Origin of the sequence: Nitrospina gracilis 3/211, from assembly GCF_000341545.2 — a bacterium.
Taxonomy (GTDB): Bacteria; Nitrospinota; Nitrospinia; order Nitrospinales; family Nitrospinaceae; genus Nitrospina; species Nitrospina gracilis.
In genome coordinates this window covers 2,917,905-2,944,124 of the sequence record NZ_HG422173.1, presented here as the reverse complement: position 1 = coordinate 2,944,124, position 26,220 = coordinate 2,917,905, and the positions used below count along the sequence as shown (strand labels likewise).

25 protein-coding genes are annotated in these 26,220 nt (G+C 57.6%); 12 read left to right on the top strand and 13 right to left on the bottom strand.

Annotated features, from left to right (window positions below):
• Positions 1–40: 40 nt before the first annotated feature.
• The 8 genes from murD to TX82_RS14065 form a co-directional block, all read right to left on the bottom strand.
• Positions 41–838, bottom strand: a complete 798-nt coding sequence (gene murD, locus TX82_RS14100) for a UDP-N-acetylmuramoyl-L-alanine--D-glutamate ligase (RefSeq protein ID WP_052338286.1) — start codon at positions 836–838, stop codon at positions 41–43.
• Positions 839–1,924, bottom strand: a complete 1,086-nt coding sequence (gene mraY, locus TX82_RS14095) for a phospho-N-acetylmuramoyl-pentapeptide-transferase (protein WP_005005707.1) — start codon at positions 1,922–1,924, stop codon at positions 839–841. It abuts the gene before it with no gap.
• Positions 1,925–1,932: 8 nt separating this feature from the next.
• Complete coding sequence (locus TX82_RS14090) at positions 1,933–3,327, bottom strand: UDP-N-acetylmuramoyl-tripeptide--D-alanyl-D-alanine ligase (protein WP_005005706.1); 1,395 nt, start codon at positions 3,325–3,327, stop codon at positions 1,933–1,935.
• Positions 3,320–4,822 carry a UDP-N-acetylmuramoyl-L-alanyl-D-glutamate--2,6-diaminopimelate ligase gene (locus tag TX82_RS14085; protein ID WP_042252746.1) on the bottom strand — a complete coding sequence of 501 codons (1,503 nt, stop codon included), beginning with the start codon at positions 4,820–4,822 and terminating at the stop codon, positions 3,320–3,322. Before TX82_RS14085 ends, TX82_RS14090 begins: the two co-directional genes overlap by 8 nt.
• Positions 4,823–4,884: 62 nt before the next feature.
• Positions 4,885–6,624: a peptidoglycan D,D-transpeptidase FtsI family protein gene (locus tag TX82_RS14080; protein ID WP_005005704.1), complete on the bottom strand. Its 1,740-nt coding sequence runs from the start codon at positions 6,622–6,624 to the stop codon at positions 4,885–4,887.
• Between the two features lie 10 nt (positions 6,625–6,634).
• Complete coding sequence (locus tag TX82_RS14075; RefSeq protein ID WP_005005701.1) at positions 6,635–6,958, bottom strand: cell division protein FtsL; 324 nt, start codon at positions 6,956–6,958, stop codon at positions 6,635–6,637.
• Complete coding sequence (gene rsmH, locus TX82_RS14070) at positions 6,951–7,889, bottom strand: 16S rRNA (cytosine(1402)-N(4))-methyltransferase RsmH (RefSeq protein WP_005005700.1); 939 nt, start codon at positions 7,887–7,889, stop codon at positions 6,951–6,953. Before rsmH ends, TX82_RS14075 begins: the two co-directional genes overlap by 8 nt.
• 26 nt (positions 7,890–7,915) lie before the next feature.
• The gene (locus TX82_RS14065) at positions 7,916–8,323 is read right to left on the bottom strand and encodes a division/cell wall cluster transcriptional repressor MraZ (RefSeq protein WP_052338284.1); all 408 of its coding nucleotides are present in this window, start codon (positions 8,321–8,323) and stop codon (positions 7,916–7,918) included.
• Positions 8,324–8,742: 419 nt separating this feature from the next.
• Between TX82_RS14065 and TX82_RS14060 the strand changes: the two genes are divergently transcribed.
• From TX82_RS14060 to TX82_RS14020, 10 genes are all read left to right on the top strand, one after another.
• Positions 8,743–9,237 (top strand): cytochrome c maturation protein CcmE, encoded by a 495-nt coding sequence (locus tag TX82_RS14060; RefSeq protein ID WP_005005698.1) that lies wholly within the window; start codon positions 8,743–8,745, stop codon positions 9,235–9,237.
• Positions 9,238–9,325: 88 nt separating this feature from the next.
• Positions 9,326–11,341: a heme lyase CcmF/NrfE family subunit gene (locus TX82_RS14055; protein ID WP_005005697.1), complete on the top strand. Its 2,016-nt coding sequence runs from the start codon at positions 9,326–9,328 to the stop codon at positions 11,339–11,341.
• A gap of 5 nt (positions 11,342–11,346) precedes the next feature.
• Positions 11,347–11,850, top strand: coding sequence for a cytochrome c-type biogenesis protein (locus TX82_RS14050; RefSeq protein ID WP_005005695.1), 504 nt, complete (start codon positions 11,347–11,349; stop codon positions 11,848–11,850).
• 4 nt (positions 11,851–11,854) lie between these two features.
• The gene (locus TX82_RS14045) at positions 11,855–12,205 is read left to right on the top strand and encodes a hypothetical protein (protein ID WP_005005694.1); all 351 of its coding nucleotides are present in this window, start codon (positions 11,855–11,857) and stop codon (positions 12,203–12,205) included.
• Positions 12,206–12,261: 56 nt separating this feature from the next.
• Positions 12,262–13,002, top strand: coding sequence for an ABC transporter ATP-binding protein (locus TX82_RS14040; protein ID WP_005005693.1), 741 nt, complete (start codon positions 12,262–12,264; stop codon positions 13,000–13,002).
• 71 nt (positions 13,003–13,073) lie between these two features.
• Positions 13,074–13,754 (top strand): heme exporter protein CcmB, encoded by a 681-nt coding sequence (locus tag TX82_RS14035; protein ID WP_005005692.1) that lies wholly within the window; start codon positions 13,074–13,076, stop codon positions 13,752–13,754.
• Between the two features lie 4 nt (positions 13,755–13,758).
• On the top strand, positions 13,759–13,911 hold the full coding sequence (locus tag TX82_RS15845) for a CcmD family protein (RefSeq protein ID WP_005005691.1): 153 nt from the start codon (positions 13,759–13,761) through the stop codon (positions 13,909–13,911).
• Positions 13,904–14,626 (top strand): cytochrome c biogenesis protein, encoded by a 723-nt coding sequence (locus TX82_RS14030; RefSeq protein WP_005005690.1) that lies wholly within the window; start codon positions 13,904–13,906, stop codon positions 14,624–14,626. Before TX82_RS15845 ends, TX82_RS14030 begins: the two co-directional genes overlap by 8 nt.
• Positions 14,583–15,185 (top strand): peroxiredoxin family protein, encoded by a 603-nt coding sequence (locus TX82_RS14025; protein WP_005005689.1) that lies wholly within the window; start codon positions 14,583–14,585, stop codon positions 15,183–15,185. Before TX82_RS14030 ends, TX82_RS14025 begins: the two co-directional genes overlap by 44 nt.
• Before the next feature lie 41 nt (positions 15,186–15,226).
• Positions 15,227–15,640, top strand: coding sequence for a nuclear transport factor 2 family protein (locus tag TX82_RS14020; RefSeq protein WP_005005688.1), 414 nt, complete (start codon positions 15,227–15,229; stop codon positions 15,638–15,640).
• Between the two features lie 21 nt (positions 15,641–15,661).
• Here the strand turns inward: TX82_RS14020 and TX82_RS14015 are convergent, their stop codons facing one another.
• Both TX82_RS14015 and TX82_RS14010 read right to left on the bottom strand, forming a co-directional pair.
• Positions 15,662–16,624 carry an ABC transporter ATP-binding protein gene (locus TX82_RS14015; RefSeq protein ID WP_005005687.1) on the bottom strand — a complete coding sequence of 321 codons (963 nt, stop codon included), beginning with the start codon at positions 16,622–16,624 and terminating at the stop codon, positions 15,662–15,664.
• A 3-nt stretch (positions 16,625–16,627) separates the two neighbouring features.
• Positions 16,628–17,611 (bottom strand): ABC transporter ATP-binding protein, encoded by a 984-nt coding sequence (locus TX82_RS14010; RefSeq protein WP_005005686.1) that lies wholly within the window; start codon positions 17,609–17,611, stop codon positions 16,628–16,630.
• Positions 17,612–17,894: 283 nt separating this feature from the next.
• Between TX82_RS14010 and TX82_RS14005 the strand changes: the two genes are divergently transcribed.
• Together TX82_RS14005 and TX82_RS14000 are read left to right on the top strand one after the other, a co-directional pair.
• Positions 17,895–18,659: an exodeoxyribonuclease III gene (locus TX82_RS14005; protein WP_005005685.1), complete on the top strand. Its 765-nt coding sequence runs from the start codon at positions 17,895–17,897 to the stop codon at positions 18,657–18,659.
• A gap of 95 nt (positions 18,660–18,754) precedes the next feature.
• Positions 18,755–21,682, top strand: coding sequence for an insulinase family protein (locus TX82_RS14000; protein ID WP_005005684.1), 2,928 nt, complete (start codon positions 18,755–18,757; stop codon positions 21,680–21,682).
• A 12-nt stretch (positions 21,683–21,694) separates the two neighbouring features.
• Here TX82_RS14000 and tpx read toward each other — a convergent pair whose 3' ends face one another.
• From tpx to TX82_RS13985, 3 genes are all read right to left on the bottom strand, one after another.
• Positions 21,695–22,279, bottom strand: coding sequence for a thiol peroxidase (gene tpx / locus TX82_RS13995; protein ID WP_005005683.1), 585 nt, complete (start codon positions 22,277–22,279; stop codon positions 21,695–21,697).
• Positions 22,280–22,370: 91 nt separating this feature from the next.
• Entirely contained in the window at positions 22,371–24,752 is a 2,382-nt protein-coding gene (locus tag TX82_RS13990; protein ID WP_005005681.1) for an endonuclease MutS2, read from the bottom strand.
• Positions 24,749–26,065, bottom strand: coding sequence for a carboxylesterase family protein (locus tag TX82_RS13985; protein ID WP_005005679.1), 1,317 nt, complete (start codon positions 26,063–26,065; stop codon positions 24,749–24,751). Before TX82_RS13985 ends, TX82_RS13990 begins: the two co-directional genes overlap by 4 nt.
• Positions 26,066–26,220: the final 155 nt, after the last annotated feature.

Below are 26,220 nucleotides of genomic sequence, written 5' to 3'. Positions count from 1 at the left end.
ATCTGCCGGGCGAGTGCCGGTTTCAAATCACCCATTTCAATCACCGGGATGGCGCTGCCGCCCACTGCAGGAAGGCGGTGCCTTCTTCCAGGTAAGCACCCACCGGCAACTCGTACCGGGTGCTGAAGCTCACCGCCTGTGCCTTTTTGTTTCCAGCCATTCTTTTCACCCAGGGGTCGTCGGCGTTGACCACCATCCAGTCGTCTTCGGTCTGGCGTGCAGCGATGCGTTCCTTCAGCGCGGCGTAGGTTTCCATCGAGCCGTGCCGATCCAGGTGATCCGGTGTCAGGTTGAGGATCACGCTGATGAAGGGATGAAACGTTTCTACGCCTTCCAGTTGGAAACTGCTGACCTCAAGCACCATGTAATCCTTGGGTGGCGGATCGATCAGCGCCACGAACGGCACGCCGATGTTGCCTCCGACCTTGATGTCGTATCCCGCGCCCTGCAACAGTGCGCCGATGAGCGTTGTGGTCGTTGTCTTTCCGTTGGTGCCGGTGACGGCGATGATGGGGGTCGTGCACAGGCGCGACGCCAGTTCCAGCTCGCTGATGATCTCCACGTTCTTCTTTCGTGCCGGGTCGAGCGCCGGGTTATGAACGTCCACGCCGGGGCTCAGCACGATGAGGTCCAGTGCATCGCCTTCCGGGGCCGATGTTTCGAAACGGGTCTCGATCCCCGGATCGAGTCGCCGCACCGCCTCTTCCAGTTCCACTTGGGATTTCTGGTCGCACACGGTCACCTTCGCCCCGCGCTGTGCGAGGAAGTTGGCGGTGGCGATGCCGGTGCGAGCAAGGCCGACGATGGCAATATGTTTTCCTGTTACGTCCATAAGCATTTATCTCAGCTTCAGCGTGCTCAGGCTGAGCATGGCCAGCACAACGGCGATGATCCAGAAACGGACGATCACTTTCGGCTCTTCCCAGCCCAGGTGCTCGAAATGATGGTGCAGGGGGGCCATCTTGAAAAACCGCTTGCCTCCTGTGTACTTGAAATACGCGACCTGGATGATGACCGACAGCGCTTCGATGACGAAGATGCCGCCGACCAGAATCAATAGCAGTTCCTGTTTGGCGATCACCGCCACGGTGCCGAGGATCGCTCCCAGCGAAAGCGACCCGACATCCCCCATGAACATCTGCGCGGGATAGGCGTTGAACCAGAGGAAGCCGAGGCTCGCTCCAACGATGGCGGATGTGAGCACGGCGATTTCCCCCGCGCCTCCGACGTACTGGATGTTCAGGTAGCCCGCGAATTTAAAATGCCCGGTGATGTACACCAGAGCGGTGTAGGTGAGCGTGGCGATGATGATGGGTCCGATGGCGAGTCCGTCCAGACCGTCTGTCAGGTTCACAGCATTGGAGGTGCCGACGATGACGATGACGATCAGCACCACATACCAGCCGCCCAGGTCCGGTGTGAAATCCTTGAAGAAAGGCACATACAGGTTGGTGGCGAATCCCATGCGATGAGGATCGAAGTAGGTGCAGAACAGGCCCACCATCGTGGCAACCAGAATCTGCCAGAACAGTTTCGACCGTGCGGTCAGCCCTTTGCCTTTGCGCAGCTTCAAAAAATCGTCCACGAATCCGATGAGGCCAAAACCGACCGCGACGAAAATCAGCAACCACACATACGTGTTGGTGAGGTTCGCCCACAGCAGGGTGGCGAGCAGGAATGTGAAGATGACAAGCAGGCCGCCCATCGTCGGTGTGCCGGATTTCGAAATGTGCGATTGCGGTCCGTCGGTGCGGATGGTCTCGCCGACTTCCAGTTTTTGCAGGGCGCGGATGACCATGGGGCCAAAGACCAGGCACAGCACGAGCGCGGTGATGCCGGCGTAGGCCGAACGAAACGTGATGTAGCGAAACACGTTGAAGATGGAATAGTCCGAACTGAGCGGATAAAACAGGTGATAGAACATATCCCTTTTTACCGGGCGGTGCCGGTGAACCTTTCGATCACGGTTTCCATTTGCGACCCACGGGACCCCTTGAACAGCAGGCAATCCCCTGCGCGAGCGTGTTGTTTCAAAAAATGTGCGGCGTCATCGTGTGTTTCCCCGCGGTGGATGCGGTTGGCGTCCATGCCGCGCTCGGCGGCGGCGTCTGTGGCGAGACCCGCCAGCATTCCCACGGTAACGAGGTAATCGATTCCGCTCTCCACCGCCCATTCGCCGACCTTACGGTGCGCGATGTTTTCCTGTTCTCCCAACTCCAGCATGGCGCCCATCACCAGAAAACGGCGCCCAGAGCAGGACAGGGCGGTGAGAGTGTGGATGGCTTCCCGCATCGAACGAGGATTCGCGTTGTACGTGTCGTTCAGAATCGTCATGCCGTTGAATTCGAATACCTGACCGCGCTGGTTGAGTCCCTGAGTCACCTCCAGGCCGGGCACCATGCCCTCAACCTTCATTCCGAGGGCCGCTCCCGTGGCCAGCGCCGCCAGTGCGTTCCGCACGTTGTGCATCCCCGAAAACGGCAGGCGGACCGGCGCGGTGGTGTCGAACACCCTTGCTGTGAATTCGATCCGGGTGACGTCAGCGGCGCGGATGTCGCGTGCCTGCACGTCGGCGGACGGATCGAGCCCAAATGTGATGGCCCGCGCGCGCAGACCGTCCGCAAGCTCCAGCACCAACGGATCATCCGCGTTGACGATGGCGGTTCCGTTTTCACTCAACGCCTCGAACAGTTCGCCCTTGGCCGCCTGCACGTCCCTTATGGTTTTCAACTGCACCATGTGCGCTTCCGAGACGTTGGTGATGACGCCGATCTCCGGTTTGGCGATTTCCGCGAGGCGGCGGATTTCCCCCGCCGCGCTCATGCCCATTTCGATCACCGCCACTTCGTGCTCGCGCGTCAGGTTGAGAAGCGTGAGTGGCACGCCGATGTGGTTGTTCAGGTTGCCTTGCGTCTTGAGCGTTTTGAATCGGGTGCCGGTGATAGCCGCGATCATTTCTTTCGTGGTTGATTTGCCGTTGGTGCCGGTGACGCCGACCACCCGCACGTCCTGCTGGTTGCGATGATGCGCCGCCAGGTCCTGCAAAGCCTTCAACGTGTCGGGCACGGCAACAGCAAACGGACCCTCCTGCATTTTGTCGAGCGGCAGGCGCGCGCGGTCGGAGACGATCACCCCGGCCGGCTTTTTGGCGATGGCCTCGTTCAGGAAATCGTGTCCGTCAAATCGATCCCCCTGAATGCATACGAACAATTCGCCCGCTTTCAGGGTACGGGTATCGATCGACACGCCGGAGAAGCGTGATGTCGCAGAGCCCACTATTTTTTCCCCATTCACGGCTGAAATCACGGTTTGCAAATCGCTATCCATTCACGTTGAACCTTTGTTGCAGAGCTTCGGCGGCCTCTTCGCGGTCGTCGAAGTGAATCTTTTCCGTTCCGAGGATCTGGTAGTCCTCGTGCCCCTTGCCCGCGATCAGCACCAGGTCGCCCGACTGGGCCTTGTGGATGGCAAAGCGGATGGCATCGCGCCGCTCCGGCAGGACCATGTAGCGTTCCTCGGGATTGATGTTGTCCGGGATGCCTTCAAGAATCTGGTCGATGATCCTGTTCGGGTCTTCCGTGCGCGGATTGTCGGAGGTGATGACGGCGAAGTCCGCCAATTCCGCGGCAATCCTTCCCATGACCGGACGCTTGGTGTTGTCGCGGTCGCCCCCGCAACCGACAACGACGATCACCTTGCCGGAAGAGATGGTGCGAGCCGCCTTCAGCACGTTGAGGAGGGCGTCATCGGTGTGGGCGTAATCCACCGCCACGATGAAATTCTGTCCCATCTCCACTTTTTCGAAACGACCCGGCACCCTTGGGAGTTCACGCACGCCGCGTGCGATGGTGTCGAGAGAGATGTTCTGGATCAATCCCACCGCCGCGGCCGACAAGATGTTGTAGATGTTGTGGCGGCCAAGCAGCGTCGATTGAATTTCCGTATCGCCGTAAGGTGTTTTCAAGATGAAGCGCACGCCGTCGGGATCGATCTTGACGTTTTCAGCGGTGACGTCGACGGATTGTTCGAGTCCCGTGGTCAGGGTGACCGAATCGAGTTCGGAGGCGATTTCGCGACCGACAGCGTCGTCGATGTTGATCACTTGTTTGCCGACAGTGCAGTCGAGGAACAGGCTTTTCTTACTTTTCTTGTAGTGGTCGAGCGTCTTGTGGTAGTCGAGGTGATCGCGTGAAAAATTGGTGAACACAGCGGCGGCGAACTTGAGTTCGCGCACGCGCTTGAGAGCCAGCGAATGCGATGACACCTCCATGACACAGCGCTGAACCCCCGCCGCCCACATCTCGGCCAGCATGCGGTTGATCTCCAGCGCCTCCGGCGTCGTCATCGGTGCCGGACGCAGGGTGTCCGCGTATCGGTAGTTGATGGACCCGATGACGCCGCTGGGCTCTTCGTTGGCCTTGTAGATGCTTTCCAGCAGGTAAGTTAGGGTGGTTTTGCCGTTGGTCCCGGTGACGCCGGTGAGCTCCATGTGGTGCGAGGGGTCGCCGTGGAACCGCGCCGACACCCACGCCAGCGCGTGCCGCGCGTCCTTCACGTGGATGCCCGTGGCGTTCTGCGCGCCGACGCCCTGTTCCATCATGTCCTCGACGCCGCTTTCGGTGACGTACGCCACCGCGCCGCGTTCCAATGCGTCCGCGATGAACCGGCTTCCATCATGGTGGTGTCCCGGCATGGCGACGAACAACGAACCCGGCTCGACTTTCCGTGAGTCGTAGGCGACCGAAACGATGTCGCGGTCGAGCGTGCCCACCAGGTTTTCCAGCGGAAATCCGTTAATCAGTTTGGCCAGTTTTTGGTTCATCACAAAATAAACTCCGCAGTTTGCGGATGACGGTTCGTCATGGTTTGCCGTTTTAACGACGATCATGTCCGGTCCAGGACAAACACACGCTCCCTGCTCGATGGAATATGCAGGTAGCGCAGGGTTTTTTCAGCCAGGCGCTGGAACACCGGCGCCGCCACCTCTCCGCCCCAGTACGATTTCTGTGGCTCGTCGATCATCACCAGGATCACCAGCCGGGGTGCGTCCGCCGGCACGAAGCCGATGAACGACGCCAGGTAGGCGGAGGTGGAATACGTGTGTGTTTCGGGATCGATCTTCTGCGCGGTACCGGTTTTCCCCGCGACCTCAAAGCCGGGAATGGCCGCCTGCTTGCCGGTGCCGTGTTTCACCGCCTGCTTGAGCATGTCGATCATCTGCCGGCTGGTATGACGTGTGAGCACGCGGCGGATGATCTGCTCTTCCGGTTGCTTCACCACTTCACCGTTTTTCAGAACCTCGTGCGTGACGTGCGGTTTCACCAGAAGGCCGCCGTTGGCGATGGCCGCAATGGCCGCCGTCATCTGCAGGGGAGATACCGAAATCTCGTGCCCGAATGAAATGGATGCGAGTGACAGACCCGACCAGTCGGAAAGATCCCTCACCATGCCCGGCGTCTCACCCGGCAGGTCCACACCCAGGCGGGAACCAAAGCCGAAGTTGCGGATGTATTCATGAAAGCGTTCCTCACCCAGCTTTTGCGCCACTTTGATCGCGCCGATATTGCTCGACTTGGAGATGATGTTTTGCAGGGTCAGCCAGCCGAAGCGGTGATTGGCGGCTTCGCCGATGTGGATTCCGCCGATTTCGTAGTTGCCGTTTTCACAGAAAAAGATGTCGTTCGGCCGCGCCACGCCTTCTTCCAATGCCGCTGCGACGACGATGGGCTTGAAAATCGAACCCGGCTCGTAGGCGTGCGTGACGGCGGGGTTGCCCCAGCGTTTGCGGGGAAAGGCGGCGAAGTTGTTGGGATTGAATCCAGGGTAGGAGGCGAGGGCGTAGATGCTGCCGTCGTTCGGGTCCATCACAATAACCAGTCCGCTTTTAGCCTGGAACTCGCGCACCTGTTTTTCCAGCTCCTGTTCGGCGTAGAACTGGATGACTTCGTCGAGGGTCAGAACCAGGTCGCGGTTGCGATGCGAGGCGTCGTCCGGACCCGTTTGAAGATAACGGCCGCGCGCGTCCTTTTCCACCACCTTCCGCTTCAGTTTGCCCTTGAGCAGGGACTGGCGCTCGTGCTCGATTCCTGCCAGTCCCTGGTTGTCCAGACCGACGAAACCCAGCGTGCTGGCGGCCAACTGGCGGCGCGGGTAAAACCGCTTGCTTTCCTTAATGAAACCCACGCCGGGCAGGTCCAGTTGGCGAAGCTGCGAAATCTCGTCCAGTCGCGCCTTGCGCTTGATCCAGACAAAATGTTTTTTTGAATTCACTTTTTCCAAAACGGTTTCCGGATTCAGGTTCAACGTACCGGCCAGGGCGCGGGCCGTCTCTTTTGAATTGAAAATTTCGCGGGGATCGATGTAAACGGATTCCACATCCAGGTTGGTTGCCAGCAGGTTCCGGTTTCTATCGAAAATATGGCCCCGACCGGTGACGACTTCCACCGTCCGCAAGTACTGTTTTTGCGCCTGCGACAGGAGCTCGTCGTGCTGGAAGATCTGCAGATGCGCAAGCCTGCCCGCCAGGGCAAGGCCGCAAACCACAAACAGAACAGAAACCACGGCCATGCGGCCTTTCAGGGCGGAATACAGGGTTTGCGGTGAATTTTTTTTGATGCGGCGCATGGGCACGCCCTCACTTCACAAAGATCGTGACGATCTGTTCCGGACGGGGCTCCTGCATTCCCAACCGGTGTTCGGCCAGGTACTGGACCCGGTCCAGGGACAGCAGGCTGTCCCGTTCCAACTGAAGGAGGGTGTGTTCACGGAGCAACTTGGTGTGGAGCCGTTGCTGTGCCTGGAAGTCGTATGCCAACTTGACCATCTTTACGTTTGGCCAGACGTAAAAGAGCCCGCCAAGGAGAAACAGGAACAAGCCGATCGTCACCACACGGAATTCCATTGGCGACAGGTGAATCTGGGATCGGACCCATCTCAACCAGGATTGCGGATCAGTCATGGATGCGCTCCGCCGCTCTCAACTTCGCACTGGAGGCTCGGGGATTGCGTTCCACTTCCAGGGTCGACGGTTTGACCACCCTCCGGGTCAGAACCTTGAGCCTGCTTTTGCGCCCGCACACGCACACCGGCGCCTTGGGCGGGCAGATACAGCCTTTTGCCTCGGTACGGAAAAAATCTTTGACAATTCTGTCTTCGAGAGAATGAAAGGAGATCACCACCATGCGCCCGCCGGGGGCGAGGCAGTCGATGGCGTCTTCGAGTGCTTTCTGGATGTGGTCCAACTCACGGTTAACCGCAATGCGCAGGGCTTGGAAGGCTTTTGTGGCTGGGTGAATACGGGGTTTACGCGACGGTTTCGCCGCGCTGGAGAGGATTTGGGATAGTTCGAAGGTTGTTTTGATAGGATGGGAGCCCTGCGCTTTGCGGATCAACCGTACGAGTTGCCTGGGTCTTTTTTCTTCTCCATACTTGCGAAAAATCTGTTCGAGCTCGAAATCGGAAAGCGTTTCGAGCAAATCGGCGGCGGTGGGACCTTCCTGACTGCGGTCCATGCGCATGTCCAGCGGCCCGTCGAAACGGAAGCTGAACCCCCGCTCGGCGACGTCCAATTGTCTGGAAGAGACCCCGAAATCCAGCAGGATGCCGTCCATCGCCCGCTCGTTTTGCCGGGCGAGTATACTTTTGACTTCGCTGAAGCTGCCGTGCACCAGAATGACCCTTTCCTTGTAGGTGGCCAGCCGTTGTCTGGCCCGTTCCAGGGCTTCGGTGTCCCGGTCGATTCCCAGGACCCGCAATGTCGGCCCGGCGTCTAGCATTGCCTGCGTGTGCCCCCCGTCCCCCAGGGTGCCATCGACAATGAGCCTCTTGTTTTTGGGTTCTATATAATGAAGGACCTCCTCTAACAGAACTGGCGTGTGGTAACCCACCATGGCGGAATCGGCCCTCCACGATCCCCTCAAATCTCAAACCGGTCGGCGGACCAGATCTCGAACGTCTTGGACATGCCGACCAGGATCACTTCTTTTTTCAGCCCGGCGCGATCGCGCTGGTGCTGGGGTATCAGGATTTTCCCGGACTTGACCTCGCACTCGCTGGCCTGTGCGTATATTTCGCGCATTTTATTGCGGTCGTCGCCGTCCAGCCCGGACAGGTGGCTGAGCTTTTCCTCATTGACCAGCCATTCCTTCTGGGGAAAGACAATGAGGTACTCGCGGTCCTTATTCCCCTCCTTGTCCGGCATTACGGCGACCACAAGATTGTGGTTGTCGTATTGCTTGTCCAGAAGGCCCTTGAACTTCGCCGGAACGTTGAGACGTCCCTTTTCGTCCAGGTTGACCTGATATGTCCCTAAAAAACCAACCATTTCTACCCTGCCAAAGGTAATTCGGTTGCCCGCCATAATGTGACACTATATGACACATTTAGACACTATGCTAGCATAACGTGACATTCTGTCAATAAAAAAAGAAAAAATCGGGCGGAGGCGTGAAAGGCCTTCTGCATGGCCTCCGACAGGGCTTTGGCGGTGGGCCGGGTTTTCTATTTCTGGGGAAAACCGGCGGGACAAACCGATCCTGTCATGAGGCCAGATTTATGTGGAATCCGGGTGGTGGGTTGTGGGTACAATAGGGAGGGGATGATGGATTTTTGAAGCGGGGTTCCCGGCCTTGGCGCGGGGTAAATTGCTTTGACAATATTTGTTGGCCAGTGATACTATGGCTCCAATCGAAAAGGATTGGATTCATTCAGGTTAACCCTTTTATTTAAAGAGATTGCAGACCCATGCAACATCGAAAAATCAAGTTCATGGTGGGGGCCTTTCTGATTGTCGGCGCGATCGCCTATCTGATCACGACCAGCATCAGCAGCACCTCCAAATTCTTCGTGACAGTTGACGAGCTGACAGCGGGATTGGACACTTACCGGGGTGCCGGTCTGAAAGTAAAAGGAACCGTGGTGCAAGGCTCCATCACGCGCAACCCGGACAATTTCCTGGATGTCGCGTTTCAGATAGAGGAAAAGCAATCCGTTTTGCCCGTCACCTATACCGGCGTGACGCCGGATATGTTTGAGGACGGCCGGGAAGTGGTCATCGAAGGCACCATCGGCCGCGACGGGGTGTTTCATGCCAATACCCTGTTGACCAGTTGTCCGTCCAAGTACGAAGCGGAAAAGGAAGCGGGAAAATCCCACCCGGGCGACATTCCCATAGACGGGAAACAAAAACAGCCTGCTTTGGAAAGCCCGAAAATTCTGACCAAAAAGACCGCCATATAAACTTGCCCGCTACGGGATCGCCGGGGTGCGCCCGGTTTTCCGGTGTGGGTGTTTTGGGCGTGATGTTTGTTTTAAGGAACCGTTAAGCATGAATGAACTGGGTGAATTTGCATTGATGGTGGCGCTGGCCACTGCGCTTTACGGCGTCGTCGGTTACGTGATGGCGTTCCGCAACAACCGCGTGGATCTGTATATGAGCGCGGACAAGACCCCGCTCATCGTCTGGACGTGTGTGGCCGTCGCGTCCGGTTCGTTGTGGTACGCGTTTCTCACCAACGACTTCAGCGTCGAATACGTGTGGGCGTATTCCAACCGCGAACTCGATATCTTCTACAAATTCTCCTCGTTCTGGGGCGGGCAGAAGGGGTCGCTGTTGTTCTGGACTCTCATTCTGTCCACCTACATGATGGTGGTGTATATCCAGAATCGCAGGCAGAATGTCCGCCTGGTGCCCGTCGCTTTGGCGGTGATGATGGTCATTGCCATCTTCTTTCTCGGTCTGCTCAATTTCAGCACCAATCCTTTCGAACGCATTCCGCTTCCCCCGGAAGACGGGCGCGGCCTGAACCCCTTACTGCAGAATTACTGGATGGTGATTCATCCGCCCACGCTGTATCTCGGTTACGTCGGCTTCACCGTGCCTTTCGCTTTCGCCACGGCGGCGTTGCTCACAAAGAATCTCGATGACGGCTGGATTCGTATGACGCGCAAGTGGACTCTGGTGTCGTGGTTCTTCCTGTGCATGGGCAACCTGTTCGGCGCGCAATGGGCTTACGTGGAACTGGGCTGGGGCGGTTACTGGGCGTGGGACCCGGTGGAAAACGCGGCGTTCATGCCTTTGCTCATCGCCACGGCGTTTTTGCATTCGGTGATGATCCAGGAAAAGAAGGACATGATGAAGGTGTGGAACATGTCGCTCATCCTGCTCACGTTCGTGATGACCATCTTCGGCACGTTCATCACCCGGAGCGGGCTCATCCAGTCGGTGCACACGTTCGACGAGGCGACCTTGGGTTATTACTTCCTGGCGTTTCTGGGAGTCATCATCGTGTTTTCCACCGCGCTGATCCTCAAGCGCCTGCCGTTGCTTAAAAGCAAAAATGAACTCGATTCGTTTTTGTCACGTGAAAGCAGTTTTCTGTTCAACAACCTGGTGCTCCTGGGCATCACGTTCGCAACATTCTGGGGCACCATTTTCCCGATCATATCGGAAGCGTTTCGCGGCGTGAAGATCACCGTCGGCCCCCCGTTCTACAACCAGGTCAATGTTCCCATTGGACTCATCCTGCTGGCCTTGATCGGGATCGGGCCCGTCATCGCGTGGCGCAAGGCGACGTGGTCGAACCTCAAAAAGAATTTTGCCAAGCCGGTGATGATCGCGTTGGCCGGGGCGGCGGTGCTGTTCCCCTTCGTGCCGCTCACCGACAAGGCGGAAATTTATTCGTACATCACCTTTGTCCTCTGTATTTTCGTCATGGCGTCGATCATCACCGAATTCATCAAAGGTTCGGTGGCACGCCACGCGGCGCATGAGGAGACGTACCCGGCGGCGTTGTCGCAGTTGGTGTGGAAAAACAAGCGCCGCTATGGCGGATACATCGTTCACATTGGCGTTGTTCTCCTGTTTGCCGGCATCGCGGGATCGCAGGCTTACGATACGGAATTCCAGAAACACCTTCAGGTTGGCGAAACGTTCAAGCTCCGCAATTACGACATCACTTACGAGCGGTTGATGGTGAAGGAACAGACCTCGGTGAAGACCCGCGTCATTGCGCAGTTGGGTATCTCGGAGAACGGTCGCCGGGTGTGGACCGGCAACCCGGAAAAGGAATTTTATAAAGGGCAGAAACAGCCTGTCTCGGAAGTGGATCTCAGGTCCACCTGGAAAGAGGACCTGTACCTGATCCTCGCGGACTTCAATCCGGACAACAGCTCAGCCACGATCAAGGTGCACATCAACCCTATGGTGAGCTGGATGTGGACCGGCGCGTGGATCATCGCCTTCGGCACGTCCATCTGCATGTGGCCGGACCGGCTGGAGTCGCGCCGGCGCCTGGAGCGTCTGAAGCGTCAGGAAGCCATTTTCGTACCGGCGCAGGAGTGAGAATCATGCTTAGCCGAATACTGATAGCTGTTTCGTTTTGCATTTGGGCGCTTGCCGCCGGGCCGGCTTTTTCCGCCACACAGTTGGAAAATCTGGAAGATGCGCTGATGTGTACCTGCGACGACAAGTGCGGCAAGGTGCTCATCAATTGCAGTTGCGACCACTCCGACAAAATGCGCGGCGAGTTGACCAAACAACTGGAATCCGGGTTGACCGTCAAGCAGATCATCCAGACCTATGTGGATAAGCACGGAGAGACCGTGCTCTCCGCCCCGACCAAATCCGGATTCAACCTCACCGCGTGGATCACGCCGTTTGTGGCGCTGGTGATCGGCGGCTTCGGCGTGCGAAAAGCCATCGTGGCCTGGACGCGAAGGTCCCCCGGAAAAGCCGTAGGTGAAGACGCATCCCTGTCGGATCAGGCCGCCGGTGAGACCCCGCAGAAAAAAGCAGAAAACCAGCCGTACCAGAACCGGTTGAAAGACGAACTGGATCGGTTGGAAACCTGAGCCCATGACCGGTGTCAACATCCTTCAGTTCCTTGTCGTCCTTGCCATCCTGATCGCGGTCGGTATTCCTCTGTTTTCCAGGCTCAGCGGCAAGAAGTTATATTCCCCTCTCGACCCCGCCGGTGAAGAATACAAGCACCTGCTCGTCCGCAAGGAAGAAGTGCTGTTGTCCATCAAGGAACTCGAATTCGACTTGAAGACGGACAAGGTATCTCAGGCCGATTACGACGCCCTCCTCGCCAAGCTGGAAGAGGAGGCGTTTCAAATATTGAAACGCATCGACGAACTGGAAGAGCAGTTCAAAACCAAAAAGAAAAAGAAGCCCAAACAGTCCAAGCAGGTGGATGCGGCCTGAAGGACCAAACCGGCGCCTGTATCCCGGCGCGCCCCACCATCGAATAACCACCAGCCATGTCCGAACCCACCGTTGCCCCGTCGCAGGAGCCCGCTATCCAGGTGCGGGGTTTGCGGAAAAGTTTCGGTCACATCGAGGCGGTTCGTGGCATCGAATTCGATCTCAAGTGCGGCGAATTCCTGACGGTGTTCGGGCCGAACGGCGCAGGCAAGACCACGCTCATACGCATGTTGTCGTCGTTGACGCGTCCCACCAGCGGCAGTGCGATGGTGGCGGGGTACGACGTGACGGCGAACGATCCCGCCATGCGGCGCGAGATCGGCGTCATCTCCCATGCGAGCTTTTTGTACGCCGACCTCTCGGCGTTCGAGAACGTGCAGTTCTATGCGAAGATGTACGGTGTGGAGAACCCGGCGGACCGCGCCAAACAGGTGATCGATGAGGTCGGCCTGCTTCCGCGCATGCACGACCGGGTGCGTACGTTTTCCCGTGGCATGTTGCAGAGGCTGTCCATTGCCCGCGCCATCGTGCACAATCCGTCCATTCTGTTTCTCGACGAGCCGTACACCGGGCTGGATCAGCATGCCTCGCTGAGGTTGCGTGAACAACTGGAAACCCTGCACACCCAGCATCGTACGGTGTTGATGACGACGCACGATTTTGCGCGGGGACTGGAGATGTGCGACCGCGTGGCCATTCAGGCGCGGGGCCGGTTCGTTTTGCACGAACCGGTGGCCAACATCGACAAGAGCTGTTTCGAAACCCTGTATCTGGAGCAGGTTGCCCAATCCGGTTGACCGCGTTCAATAAAGGGCCATTGGCGGTAGCACGCGGGTTGGGGCATAATGGACCGCAGGCCATATAAAAGATGAACGGATACTTTCAACAGATCGGCGCCATCGCCGCCAAGGATTTCAGCACCGAGTTCAAGACACGGGAGCTGTTCAGCTCGATGTTCGTCTTCGGCCTGCTGGTGATCCTGATCTTCATTTTTTCCGTCGATCTCAGCCTGGTCAACGCCAACGCCGTGGGACCGGGCGTGTTGTGGGTCGCCATTTTGTTTGCGGGCACGTTGGGACTCAACCGCTCGTTCACGCTGGAAAAGGAAAACGGCTGTTTGCAGGGACTCATCCTGACGCCGGTGGACCGCTCGGCGATTTACTTCGGCAAGATGGTGAGCAACCTGGCGTTTCTGCTGGTCATGGAAGCGTTTCTGCTCCCGGTGTTCATGGTGTTTTTCAACATCGACCTGGTGCCGCACCTGGGACCGCTTCTGGTGGTACTGTTTCTGGGCACGCTGGGCTTCAGCGCGCTGGGCACATTGCTTTCGTCGTTGTCGTCGAACCTGAAGACGCGCGAGATCATGCTGCCGATTCTGTTGTATCCGCTCATGGTGCCCATCGCCATCGGATCCGTGCGCATGACCAGCCAGATCCTGATGGGCAAAACGCTGGCCGATAATCTCAACTGGCTGGGGCTGACCTTGTGTTTTGACGTGATTTACATCGGTGTGTCCATCATGACCATCGACTACATTTTCGAGGAGTGAAGGAATGGACAACCTGGGATTTCTGTTCGCCGCCAATGTCTTCGTGTGGGGCGGTATACTCGTTTACGTGTTCACCCTCATGAAGCGGAACCGCTCGTTGAAAGCGGACCTGGACCTCTTGAACGAAACCCTCAACAAGGACAAGCGGCATGACTGAGCCTGCAAAAGAAACTCCTGCGGGCAACGGCGGCAACGGTTCGGCCCTGCTGGTGCTCACTATCGGCGCGGTGGTGGCGATGCTGGCCGCCATTTATCTTTATGTGCCCACCGAACGCACCGAGGGTGTGGTCCAGCGCATCATGTACTACCACATTCCGTCTGCGTGGATCGCATTCTTCGCTTTCTTCGTGGTGTTTTTGTGCAGTATCCTGTTTTTATGGAAAGGTGACCGGGAATGGGACATCTACGCACACGCCTCAGCGGAAGTGGGCGTCCTGTTCTGCTCGCTCGTGCTCATCACCGGGCCCATCTGGGCCAAGCCCATCTGGGGAACATGGTGGGTGTGGGACGCGCGGCTGACTTCCACGCTGGTTCTGTGGCTGATTTATGTCGCCTACCTGATGCTCCGCGTACAGACCGATGCCGGGTCCACCCGCGCCAAGTACGCGGCGGTGGTGGGCATCGTGGGGTTTCTGGATATTCCGCTGATCCATTTTTCGGTTCTGTGGTGGCGCACGTTCCATCCCAAACCGAAAATGATCACACCGGAGGGATTCGGTGCGGGCATGGATACGCCCATGATCATCACGCTGATGATCGCGCTTGGCGCATTCACACTGCTTTACTTTCTGCTCATGTCCCAGCGCGTCTCCCTCGAACGGATGAAGGATGAAGTCGATCGACTCAAAAAAGAGAAACTTTACTCTCATTAAGAAGTACGCCGCTATCTACATCGTGCTGTTTGTAGGCGCGCTGATGGCGTTCGTCAGTCATTATTACGAAACTCCGGTGACGCCGGAGGAGGTGCAGGTGGCCTCCCTGCAGACGCAGGAACGGTCGGCGGTGGGGTACATGGCTCCGGGGTTCACTGTGCGCAACCTGGAAGGCAACCGCGTCAGCCTTGCGGATTATCAAGGTCAGGTGGTGATCCTCAACCTGTGGGCGACGTGGTGCGGTCCGTGCCGCATCGAGATGCCGGGATTCGAAAACCTGTACCGGCGTTTCCGGTCGGAAGGGTTGACCATTCTCGCGGTGAGCCTTGACAAGGACAACGATCAGAAGGTGCGGAACTTTGTGGAGGAGTACGGACTGTCGTTTCCGGTGTTGCTCGACGCCCAGCATAAGGTGGAAAGCCGTTACAATACCTTCACCATTCCCACCACCTATGTCATCGACCGCAAGGGGCGCATCGTGGCTGTGGTGGACGGCGCCAAAAACTGGGAGGCGCAGGAAACTTTCGACGCTCTCGAACTTCTACTCAAACCATCTTGAAACCTCCGGGACCGTGGTCCCGTTCCCTGTGATCCCGCGATATGGAACCGCATTCAGAAATTCTTTCCGCCAACAACCAGTTTTACGAAGCCTTCAACAAACAAAACCTGGACGCGATGAAAGCGCTGTGGCAGGACGACGGCTCATCCATCTGCATCCATCCCGGCTGGCCTGTATTGCGGGGCTTCGACTCCATAATCCAAAGCTGGAAAGACATTTTTGAGAACACGGACCACATGGAAATCCGCCTGAGCGACGTGAGTGTGGTGGTGTCGGGGGGCATGGCCTGGGTGAGTTGCCAGGAGAACCTGTTTTCCATCCACATGGCGGGGGTGCAGAGTTCGCACGTACACGCCACGAATCTGTTCCGCCAGTTCAACGGTTCGTGGAAAATGATCCTGCACCACGCCGCGTCGGTACCGTCGCCTTCCTCCCCCGGCGAAGACGAACATTAAGGCCATCGATTTCTATTTATTTCAACTCCGCAGGTGACACGCCACCCAGTGTCCGGGCTCGACTTCCTTCAGGTCAGGAACCTCGGTCTCGCATTGTTTTTCCATTATCGGGCAGCGCGGATGAAAGGCGCATCCCGCGGGAGGATTCGACGCGTTCGGTGCATCGCCTGCCACGATTTTGTTTTTTTCTCGCGGACGGTTGCCATCCATTTTCGGAATCGCATCGAGCAGGGCCTCCGTGTACGGATGGCTGGGCGAAGCATACAGGGTTTCCGCGGATGCCATCTCCACGATCCTGCCCAGGTACATCACGGCCACCCGGTCGCAAAACATTTCCACCACGCCCATGTCGTGCGAGATGAACAGATAGGACAGGCTCATCTCGTCCTGCAGGGCCTGCAGGAGATTCAGGATCTGTGCCTTGATTGAAACGTCCAGTGCCGACACCGCTTCGTCGGCGACGATGAAACGGGGCCGAAGTGCCACCGCGCGAGCGATGCCTATGCGTTGCCGCTGGCCCCCGCTGAACGCGTGCGGGTAGCGTTTCGCATCATCGGGAGACAAGCCCACTTTGCACAGCAATTCGGCCACGCGGTCGCGGTGTTCGGATTGTTGTTCGCCGCTGTGGATGCGGAACGGTTCCTCCAGGATTCTGCCGACGGTCATGCGCGGATTGAGGGAGGCGTACGGGTCCTGAAAGATCACCTGCATTTCTCTACGCAACGGCACCATCTGTGTGTGGGATAGAGTGGTGATGTCCTGTCCGTCAAACACGATGCGTCCGGCGGTGGGGTCGATCAGCCTGAGTACGGCGCGGCCGGTGGTCGATTTGCCGCAACCGCTTTCGCCTACCAGCCCCAGCGTGCTGTTTTCCGGTATGGAAAACGAAATGCCGTCCACGGCACGAACCCCGCCGCGAAAAACCTTTTTCAGGTTTTCGACAACGAGCAGGGGGGCGTCGTTTGTGGGTGTGGATGAATGCATCACTCAATCGTTGGGATACCAGCAGGCCACCTGCCGGTCGGGTTCGATGGCTTCCAGCGTCGGTTTTTCCGTTTCGCATTTTTGCTGTGCCGAAGGACAGCGGGGATGAAACGGACAGCCGGAGGGCAAACTGCCCAGCGCAGGAACACTGCCTTTCATTTCGTGAAAGCGTTTGCGTCGGGCCTTTGTGCCGGGGCGGGGGATCGATTCAATCAATCCCATTGTGTAGGGGTGACGCGGTTTTGAAAACAGGTCGCGCACCGGTCCCGTCTCCACGATTTCCCCCGCGTACATGATGAGTGCGCGTTGCGCTGAATTGGCGACGAGGCCGAGGTCGTGGGTGATCAACAACACCGACATGTTGCGTTCCTGCTGGACGCGTTGCAAAAACTCCAGGATCTGCGCCTGCACCAGAACATCGAGGGCCGTGGTCGGCTCGTCAGCAATGAGGATCCCGGGATCGCACGCCAGTGCCATGGCGATCATGGCGCGTTGCCGCTGGCCGCCGCTCAACTCATGTGGATAACATTTCCAGCGTGACTGCGGGGAGGGGATCTCCACCTGCCGAAGGAGGGCAATGGCTACTTCCCGCGCTTCCGGGGTGGCGATGTTGCGGTGTGCGTACAGGGTTTCGACAATCTGTTCGCCGATGGTCAGCACCGGGTTGAGTGATGTCATGGGTTCCTGGAACACCATGCCGATGTCGTTGCCGCGCACGGCACGTAATGCGTCGTCGCCCAGAGCCAGCAGGTCGCGTCCGCGGAACAACACCTTTCCCGACACGATTCGCCCCGGCGGTTGAGGAATGAGACGCAGGAGGGACAGGGCACTCACCGTCTTGCCGCTTCCAGACTCGCCCACCACTGCCAGCGTTTCTCCTGAGTTCAATTTGTACGAGATTCCGTTTACTGCAGTGACTTCCCTTCCGTTGGCGGTGAAACTCACCGTCAGGTTCTGAATATCAAGCTCGGTATTGGATGCAGTCATAAGTCGGAAGTTTCGTAAAGAGGGGTGACTTGCGGGCAGCCCTTGGAATCCGTTCCTCTCTCCGCTGGTATCCGCCAGCCGTCCCCGGGGTTGCCACTTCAGTGCAGAACGAGGTCTCTCGCCTCGCGGCATGAATGTAAATTATATCTTACCACTCCCCAACCAATTCTAAGTCCAGACACCGAATTTGCAAGCCGGGAATGGGTGGCGTCTCCGGTATTGAACGGGTTGGGAATTTTGGATATGCTTGACCCTTTTGCGACTTCTTCCTACGGGAGTCTATATGTTGATCTACAGCTGGAACGTCAATGGCATCCGTGCCGTGGCGAAAAAGGGATTTGGCGACTGGATGGAATCGGTCGACCCTGACGTGGTGTGCCTGCAGGAAACCAAAGCGCACCCGGAGCAGGTTCCGCCGGAGGTGGCGTACCCCGAAGGCTACGAGGCCTATTGGTGCCCGGCCACACGCAAGGGTTACAGTGGCGTTGCGGTGTTTTCCAAAACCAAACCGAAACAAGTCCACTACGGCATGGGGATCGAACGTTTTGACTCGGAAGGACGTTACCTGCGTCTCGAATTTACCAAGTTCGATTTGCTGAACATTTATTTTCCAAATGGCACCAGCGGCGACGAGCGGTTGCAGTTCAAGATGGAATACTATGACGCGTTTCTCGACCACTGCGAAACCCTTCGTAAAAAACAGAAGAAAAAACTGGTGATCTGCGGCGACGTGAACACCGCGCACAGGGAGATTGATCTGAAAAATGCAAAGCAGAACGAGAAAAACTCCGGGTTCCTGCCGATGGAACGTGAGTGGATCGACAAGTTCATTGCGCACGGATACGTGGACACCTTCCGCGAGTTCTGCCAGGAACCGGACAATTACACCTGGTGGACCTACCGAGCCAATGCGCGGGCCAGGAACATCGGGTGGCGCATCGACTACTTTTTCGTCACCCGCGACTTGCTGAAAAACGTCAAAAAATCCTTTATCACTCCGGAGGTTATGGGTTCGGACCACTGCCCCATCGGGCTCGAGATCGTTTGATGCGAAATCCGCCCTCACCTGTGATATTCTGGCGGTGACAGAAATTGAACCCTCACCGGGCCCCGGCGGCCCGTTTTTATTAGAAAGGATCATTCATGAGTTTTGAAGTGGATCGCTCCTATTATGGTTTCAAACTGAAAAAACAGGAAAAGCTGAAAGAGCTCAATTCGCTGGCGCTGTTTTTTGAGCACGAAAAAACCGGAGCCGAGCTGCTGGTGATGGAAAACGACGACGATAACAAGGTGTTCAGCGCCACCTTCCGCACGCCGCCTTTCAATGACACCGGTGTGGCGCACATTCTGGAACACAGTGTGCTGTGCGGCTCCCAGAAGTTTCCAGTCAAGGAACCGTTCGTCGAGCTCATGAAAGGAAGCCTGCAGACATTCCTGAACGCAATGACCTTTCCGGATAAAACCATGTACCCGGTGGCAAGCCGCAACCGGAAGGATTTCTTCAACCTGATGACGGTTTACCTCGACGCGGTGTTTTATCCGAAAATCACAGAGGAGATTTTCAAACAGGAAGGCTGGCACTACGAGCTGGACGCGCCGGAAGGGGACATCACTTACAAAGGCGTCGTGTACAACGAGATGAAGGGCGTCTTCTCCAATCCGGAAAGCGTGCTCGATCGGCACCTGGCACATTCCCTGTTTCCGAAAACTCCGTATGGGTACGAGTCCGGTGGCGATCCCATGAGCATTCCCCAGTTGACCTACGATGGGTTCAGGGAGTTTCACCGCAAGTACTACCACCCGACCAACAGCCGCCTGTTCATCTACGGCGACGGCGATACGGACGAATACCTCAAATATTTGAATGAAGAATACCTCAGCCGTTTCGACCGGCTGGAGGTGGACTCGCACATCGGTCTGCAACGTCGCTTCAGCAAACCCAAATGGAAAGACGTGCCGTATGCCGTTTCCAAAAACGAGTCGGTCGAAAAGAAAACTTACGTTGTGGTCGGCATGAAACTGGGCAAGGCTACGGATTATGAGCACTGCCTGGCGATGGAAATCCTGAGCCATATCCTGCTCGGCACCTCCGCCGCGCCCCTCCGCAAGGCCCTGCTTCAATCCAACCTCGGGTCCGAAGTCATCGGCGGGGGATTCGACGACAACCGCGCGGAGACGCTGTTTGCCGTGGGTATGAAAGGTGCGGACCGTGAGGACGCGCAGAAAATCCTCGACCTCGTTTTCGACACGCTCAATGATCTGGCGGAAAACGGCATTGATGAGGACCAGGTGAAGGCATCGGTCAATACCATCGACTTCAAACTGCGCGAGGCCAACTTTGGCGGGTTTCCCAAGGGCATTGTGTACAACATCCAGGCTCTGGGGTCGTGGTTGTACGATGCTGACCCGATGGGGCATTTGAAATACGAAAAGTTGATGAAGAAGATCAAGAAAAAGATGAATGAAGGCTATTTCGAGGCGCTCATCAAAAAACACCTGCTCGACAACAATCACCGCAGCGTTCTGGTGCTGTATCCGAAACCGGGTCTGGGAGAGAAGCAGGATGCCAAGGTGAGAAAGGCGCTCCGGGAGATGAAATCCGGCCTTTCCGACAAAGACATCGAAAACCTGATCGAGGAAACCAGAGCGCTCCAGGAAATGCAGATGGCTCCAGATGCGCCGGAAGCTCTGGCCACCCTGCCGCGCCTGCATTTAAACGATGTCGAGAAAAAGGTGCCGAAGTTTCCCTGTGAGGTGAAACGAAAAGACAATCCGACAGTTCTACTCCATGACCTGTTCACCAACAACATCGCTTACACGCAGATCTGCTTCGACACCAACGCGGTACCGCAGGATCAGATTCAATACTTGGGCCTGTTGGGACGCATGATTCTTGGCATGGGAACGAAGAAACGGGACTACGTGGAGATGTCGCAACAGATCGGCATCCACACCGGCGGCATCTCGCCCTCACATTACTCTTCGGTCACCTTCGACGACCGAAGCCACCTGCTTTCGCACCTCAATTTCAGCGGTACGGTGCTGATGGAAAAACTGGACGCGCTGTTCGATCTGTACGCGGAACTGTTCACCGAGCGCGATTTCAGCAATACCGGCCGGCTGGTGGAGATCATCCGCAGTGCCAAGGCGAACATGGAGACGTCGATCGTTCCTCACGGCAACCAGTACGTATTGTCCCGTCTGCAGGCGTATCATTCACGGCTGGGCCAATACGACGAGTGGACCGACGGCCTCACTTACTTCCGGTTCCTGGAGGACCTTTACGAACGCGTTGAAAAAGATCCGGAGGCGGTGGCGAAAGAGTTTCACCAGGTGGCGGACAAGGTGCTCAACCGCGGCAACATACTGGTGAACATCACCTCCCCGGCAAAGGATTTTTCAAAAATCGACAAACGTGTGAAGCACCTGGCGGAGATTCTGCCGGAGGCGACCTATCCGCGTGTGGATTACAGATTCGAGCCTCCAGCGCCAAACGAAGGGTTCATGACCACCAGCACCGTACAGTACGTCGGCAAGGGCGCAAACCTTTATCAGTTGGGTTACCAGTACTCCGGCAAGTTCGAGGTGGTGAAAGCCTTATTGCGCACGGCGTTTTTGTGGGACCGCATCCGCGTGCAGGGCGGGGCCTACGGAAGCATGATCAACTTTGATCTGTACACGGGCGACCTGGGGCTGGTCTCCTACCGCGACCCGAACTTGAGCGAAACGCTGGACGTGTACGACGAAATCGGCGACTTCCTCGCCAACCTCGATCTCCCCGGCGAGGAGTTGGAAAAAATCATCATCGGCTGCATCGGCAAGATGGACCCGCCGCTCACACCGGACCGCAAGGGTTCGATCTCCCGCGCCGAATACCTGACCGGCATGACGCAGGAGTTCAAGGAGCGGCGACTGGACGAGGTGATGTCCACCACGCTGGACGACGTACGCGGTTACGCCGACCTGTTTCACGCGGTGAAGGAAAAAGGTTCCGTGTGCGTGCTCGGCAATTCAGCGCGCATCAAAAAAGATGCGTCGCGGTTCGATCACCTGGTGGACGTGTTCAAATGAGCGCCGCCTCCCTCAGGTGAGGGAACGGGCCGTTTCGAACGCGCGTTCCATGTCCGGCAGTTGACCGAGGTCCGGCACCACTTCCATGTAGCGGATGACGCCGTCCTTGTCCAGCACCAGCACGGCGCGGGCGAGCAGGCGGTTCTCGCCGATCAACAGGCCGCTGGCCTTGCCGAAGGTGGCCTCGCGGTAATCCGACAGAAACAGGATGTTGTGAATCTTCGCCTCGCGTGCGAAACGCTGTTGCGCGAACGGCAGGTCGCGGCTGATGGTCACGAGCCGCGCCGTTTCATCCAGCCCCTTGTTTTCCTCGCTCAGAATGTGCGTCTGCTTTTCACACACCCGGGTGTCGATCGACGGCACGATGCTGACAATCGTCACCTTTCCCTTGAAAGCCTTTTTCAGGTCCACCATGTTGAGACCCGCGTCGGGGAGTTGCACATCCGGCAAATGCTCATTGATCTGCAACGGCTCGCCCATCAACGTAAGCGGTTTGCCGCCCATGGTGACGTTAAATCCGCTCCGCGCCGAAAGCGTGGTGGTCAGTAGGGCCGTGGTGAAGATTGAAACCAAAATCAAAGCGATGGATTTTTTCATGATGGATGCCTCGCTGTGGTTGGGATGGATATTGAGGTTCCGGGTTTGAAATTGGGATGCCCCGCCGCCCGGCGGGGATTCGATTTAACTCCTAAAATTTGACGATGGTCGCCCCGTCGCCGCCTTCATGCCGCTCGCCGGGGGCGAACTCTTTGCCGATGCCGCTCGCCGCCAGGTAGTCGCGCACCATGGTTTTGATCTTGCCCATGCCGTGGCCGTGGATCACCGTCACCTTCGGCAGTTTGTTGACCACCGCCTGGCTGAGGAACAACTCCAGCGCTTCCTGCGCTTCCTCCACACGCATGCCGCGCAAATCCAGCGTGGCGCGTGGATGCGACTGCGACTCGGTTTGTATTTTCACCGTTTCTGACTTTTGGTTTTTACCGGCGGAGGGTGTGCGGCGGATGTGGCCTTTCAGCCGTTTGGTTTCGACAACCGTAACGAGATTGCCGAGGCGAACGCGCACGCGGTCCTTCTGCACGGGGTTTTCGAGGAGCACGCCGCAGGCGTTGTAGTCCTCGACCAGGATTTCATCGCCTTCTTTCAAATTGTCCGGCGGAACGTCCCAGCCGTTGCGGTCGGGTCCGGTCTCTGACAGCGGCGTGTGACCGATCTGCCGCAGTTGCTTTTCCGCCCTGCGCAGTTTGGGCAGATCGCGACTTTGCCGCACGCCGTCGATGAGGTGTCGAATCTCCCGTTTTGCTTCGCGCACGTAGGTCTGGATGCGCTTGGTTTTGGTTCGGCTGTAGTCTTTTTCCTGCGTGCGCAGGGTATCGGTCAACCGCTGTTGCTCGCGCTGGAGGGCCTCGATGGATTCCTTCTCGCGGGCGATGCGTTCCTTTTCGTTTTCGAGATCGAGTTTCTGCCGATTGAGGTCCTGCAACAGCGCCTCGGCACGGCGGTCCTTTTCCGCGTAAATTCTGCGGGCGTGTTCGATGGTTTTCAGCGGCAGGCCGAGCCGTTGCGCCGTTTCCAGCGCCGCGCTGTCGCCGGGCACGCCGAAAACAAGGCGGTAGGTCGGCACCATTTTGTCGAGGTCGAACTCCATGCAGGCGTTCAGGAATCCTTCCTGCGTCTGCGCCAGCGTCTTGAGCGCGAGGAAGTGTGTGGACACCATCGTCGTGAAATTACGGGCTTTCATCTCCAGAAGAATCGCCTCCGCCAAGGCAGCACCTTCTTGCGGATCGGTGGCAATGCCCAGTTCATCAAGCAGGATGAGCGCGCCTGGCGCCGCCCGTTCCAGAATGTGGATGATTTTCTTGATGTGGCCGGAGAAGGTGGACAGGCTGAGTTCGATGTTCTGTTCATCGCCGATGTCGGCGTACACTTCCGGGAAGAACCGCATCTCGGAGCGCGGGCCGACGGGCAAAAACAGGCCGCACCGCGCCATCAACGCCATCAGCCCCACGGTCTTGAGGGTCACCGTTTTGCCGCCGGTGTTGGGCCCCGAAATGATAACGATGCGCGTGTCCGGATTCCATGCGATGTCGTTGGCGACCACCTTGGTGCCGTTCAGCACCAGTTCCGGGTTGCGTGCGTGGTGCAGGGTGAGGGGGCCGTCTTCATGAAACGTATAAGGATGTGCATCCATCTGCCGGGCGAGGCGCGCGCGGGCGTGGATGCCGTCCAAAGCCACCAAATGCTGTTGGTTGCACATCAGGATGTCGGCGTGTTCCTTGATGTGGAGGGCGAGCGATTCCAGAATGCGCTGGCGTTCGCGTTGTACTGCGAGACGTGCCAGCCTCACCTGGTTGTTGAGCGCCACCGCCTGCGTTGGTTCCATGAACACCGTCTGGCCGCTGGCCGAGGTGTCGTGCACGATGCCTTCCAGCCGGCTTTTCGCGTCAGCGCGCACCGGCAGGACCAGCCGCCCGTCGCGTTCCGTGTAGTACGAGTCCTGCAGGATGTCCTTGTAGGAACCGGACATCAGCTTGCTCATGGTCGATTCCAGGTTATCGCGGGCGCGGGCGGCATCGCGCACCGCCTGTTTGAGCTCCGGCGACGCGTCGTCCTTGATCTCACCGTCGTCGTCAATACAGCGCTCGATCTCACGGATGAGTTCCGCCACCGGTTCCAATTGCGACGCGTAAGGCGCGAGGTGCGGGATCGATTCCCGCTTGCCGAGGTAACGCTTGAGATCGCGCACCAGACGCAAGGATTCCGCGATGTGCAGGCAGTCGCCTGCCTCCACCAGCAAACGCTCGCTTACGGAAGTGAGGGCGGGGTCGAGATCGGAAAACGCGCGAAGCGGAATCGATTCCACCTCGTCGAACAAAGCCACCATCTCTGCGGTTTCGTTGAGGCGGGTTTGTGCAGTTTGGAAATCGTCGGCGGGTGTTTCGTCTTCCAACAAAGAGTGGGTGAGGGAAGACATCGCCTGTTCGGCCAGCGCGCTCTGGATCCAGCTCCAGCCCAGCAGGGCCATCGACTGGTTCAATGTGATGTCGGCCGGTGCGGCGTCCTTGGGGTTCATGGCAGGGAGGCGAACTGGACTTTTTCTTCCAGATTGATGCTGATGCGGGCGTCATACAATATTTCCGGGTCCCAACGCTGTTTGAATCCGGAGAGCAGGATTTCCAAATCCGGTTCCACCTTTTCGTGGAAGCTCACCCGCTGGGGACCGGTTTTGAACTGCCCGTTTTCTTCTTTCAGTTCCTGGAAAGTCACCAGAAATTTTTTATCGAAGTCCACCTGATCCGCGTTCAGGAACACCTCGTGTTCGAGCAGATTCTTGGCGACGATTTCGAACAGGTTGGGTTCTTTATGCACGGCGAGCAGGGTGGTGATCTTGCCGTCGCGGATGTTCATCGTTTCCTTTTCCGGTCCCGGCAGTTGCAGGGCGGCCATCTGCACGCCGCGCGTCACCTGCGCCCAGTGGATGTTGTCGAGGTGGTTGCCCTCGCGTACCATACGCAGGATGTGGGGATGCGGATCGCGCTTCGTCGTCTTCAACCATTCGACCAAAGCCGGGACTTCCGAGTCGGGCAGAAAATGTCCGCCGTGCGCCATGCCCTGTTCGCGGTGTTCGTGGTATTCGAGCGGATATTTGAGGTCGTTCAGGATTTTACGGATTCGGCGGCTGTACTGGATCGGGAAGATCGGGTCGTGTACGCCCTGGATACTGTAGATCGGCGTGTTCTTGAGGTTCACCAGGAAATGCAGGTAACGGTCGGTGATGGCCCCGGCGATGGGCACGATGCCCGCGAAGTGGTCGGGATAAAACATGCCCGTCATGTACGCGCCGATAGCGCCGTTGGACAGGCCCGCCAGAAACACGCGGTTGTGGTCCACGGGGTACTGCCGCTTGACAGTCTGGATGAGGTCCATCACCATTTCCTCCGCTCGCAGAGACCACCACGCGCCGGCGGGGTAGGAGGGACAGAGGATGATGAAGCCCTCATCTTTAAGACGCGGCAACCAGCTTTCGACGGTGCGGTCGCCACTGCCACCCATGCCGTGCAGGATGACGATCATGGGATAGTCCCGCTTCGCCTCCATCTCCGGAACGTAGAGAGCGTAAGGATAGGTTTGGTCGCCGATGGAATATTCCCGGTCGGTGTGAAGTCCCGCCGCGCCGCCGGAACCGCGCCCGATGCGCTTCAGGTATTGCTTGACGGCGTCGTGCGTCGTTTCCTGTTTTTTCAGGCGGGCCAGCGCTTCCTGTTCGACCTGGGGGTCGTTCGTGGACAGGTAGAGATCGACGTCACCCTCCATATCGTAAGTTGGCGGCGTCACCACTTTCGGCACTTCGGGCGGCGGCATGCAGGCCGCGAGGAGGGCGGTCATCCATATCCCAAGAATCACGTTTCGCATACTCTGATCTTGACACAAACCGAGTCCGCAAGTAAAGACCGGGAACCACGGCAGGGGTGGAAAAAAGTGTTGATTTTAAACGTAAAGCTTCATACCATTTGAAAAGTAACTGGAGTCCAATCCGTTCA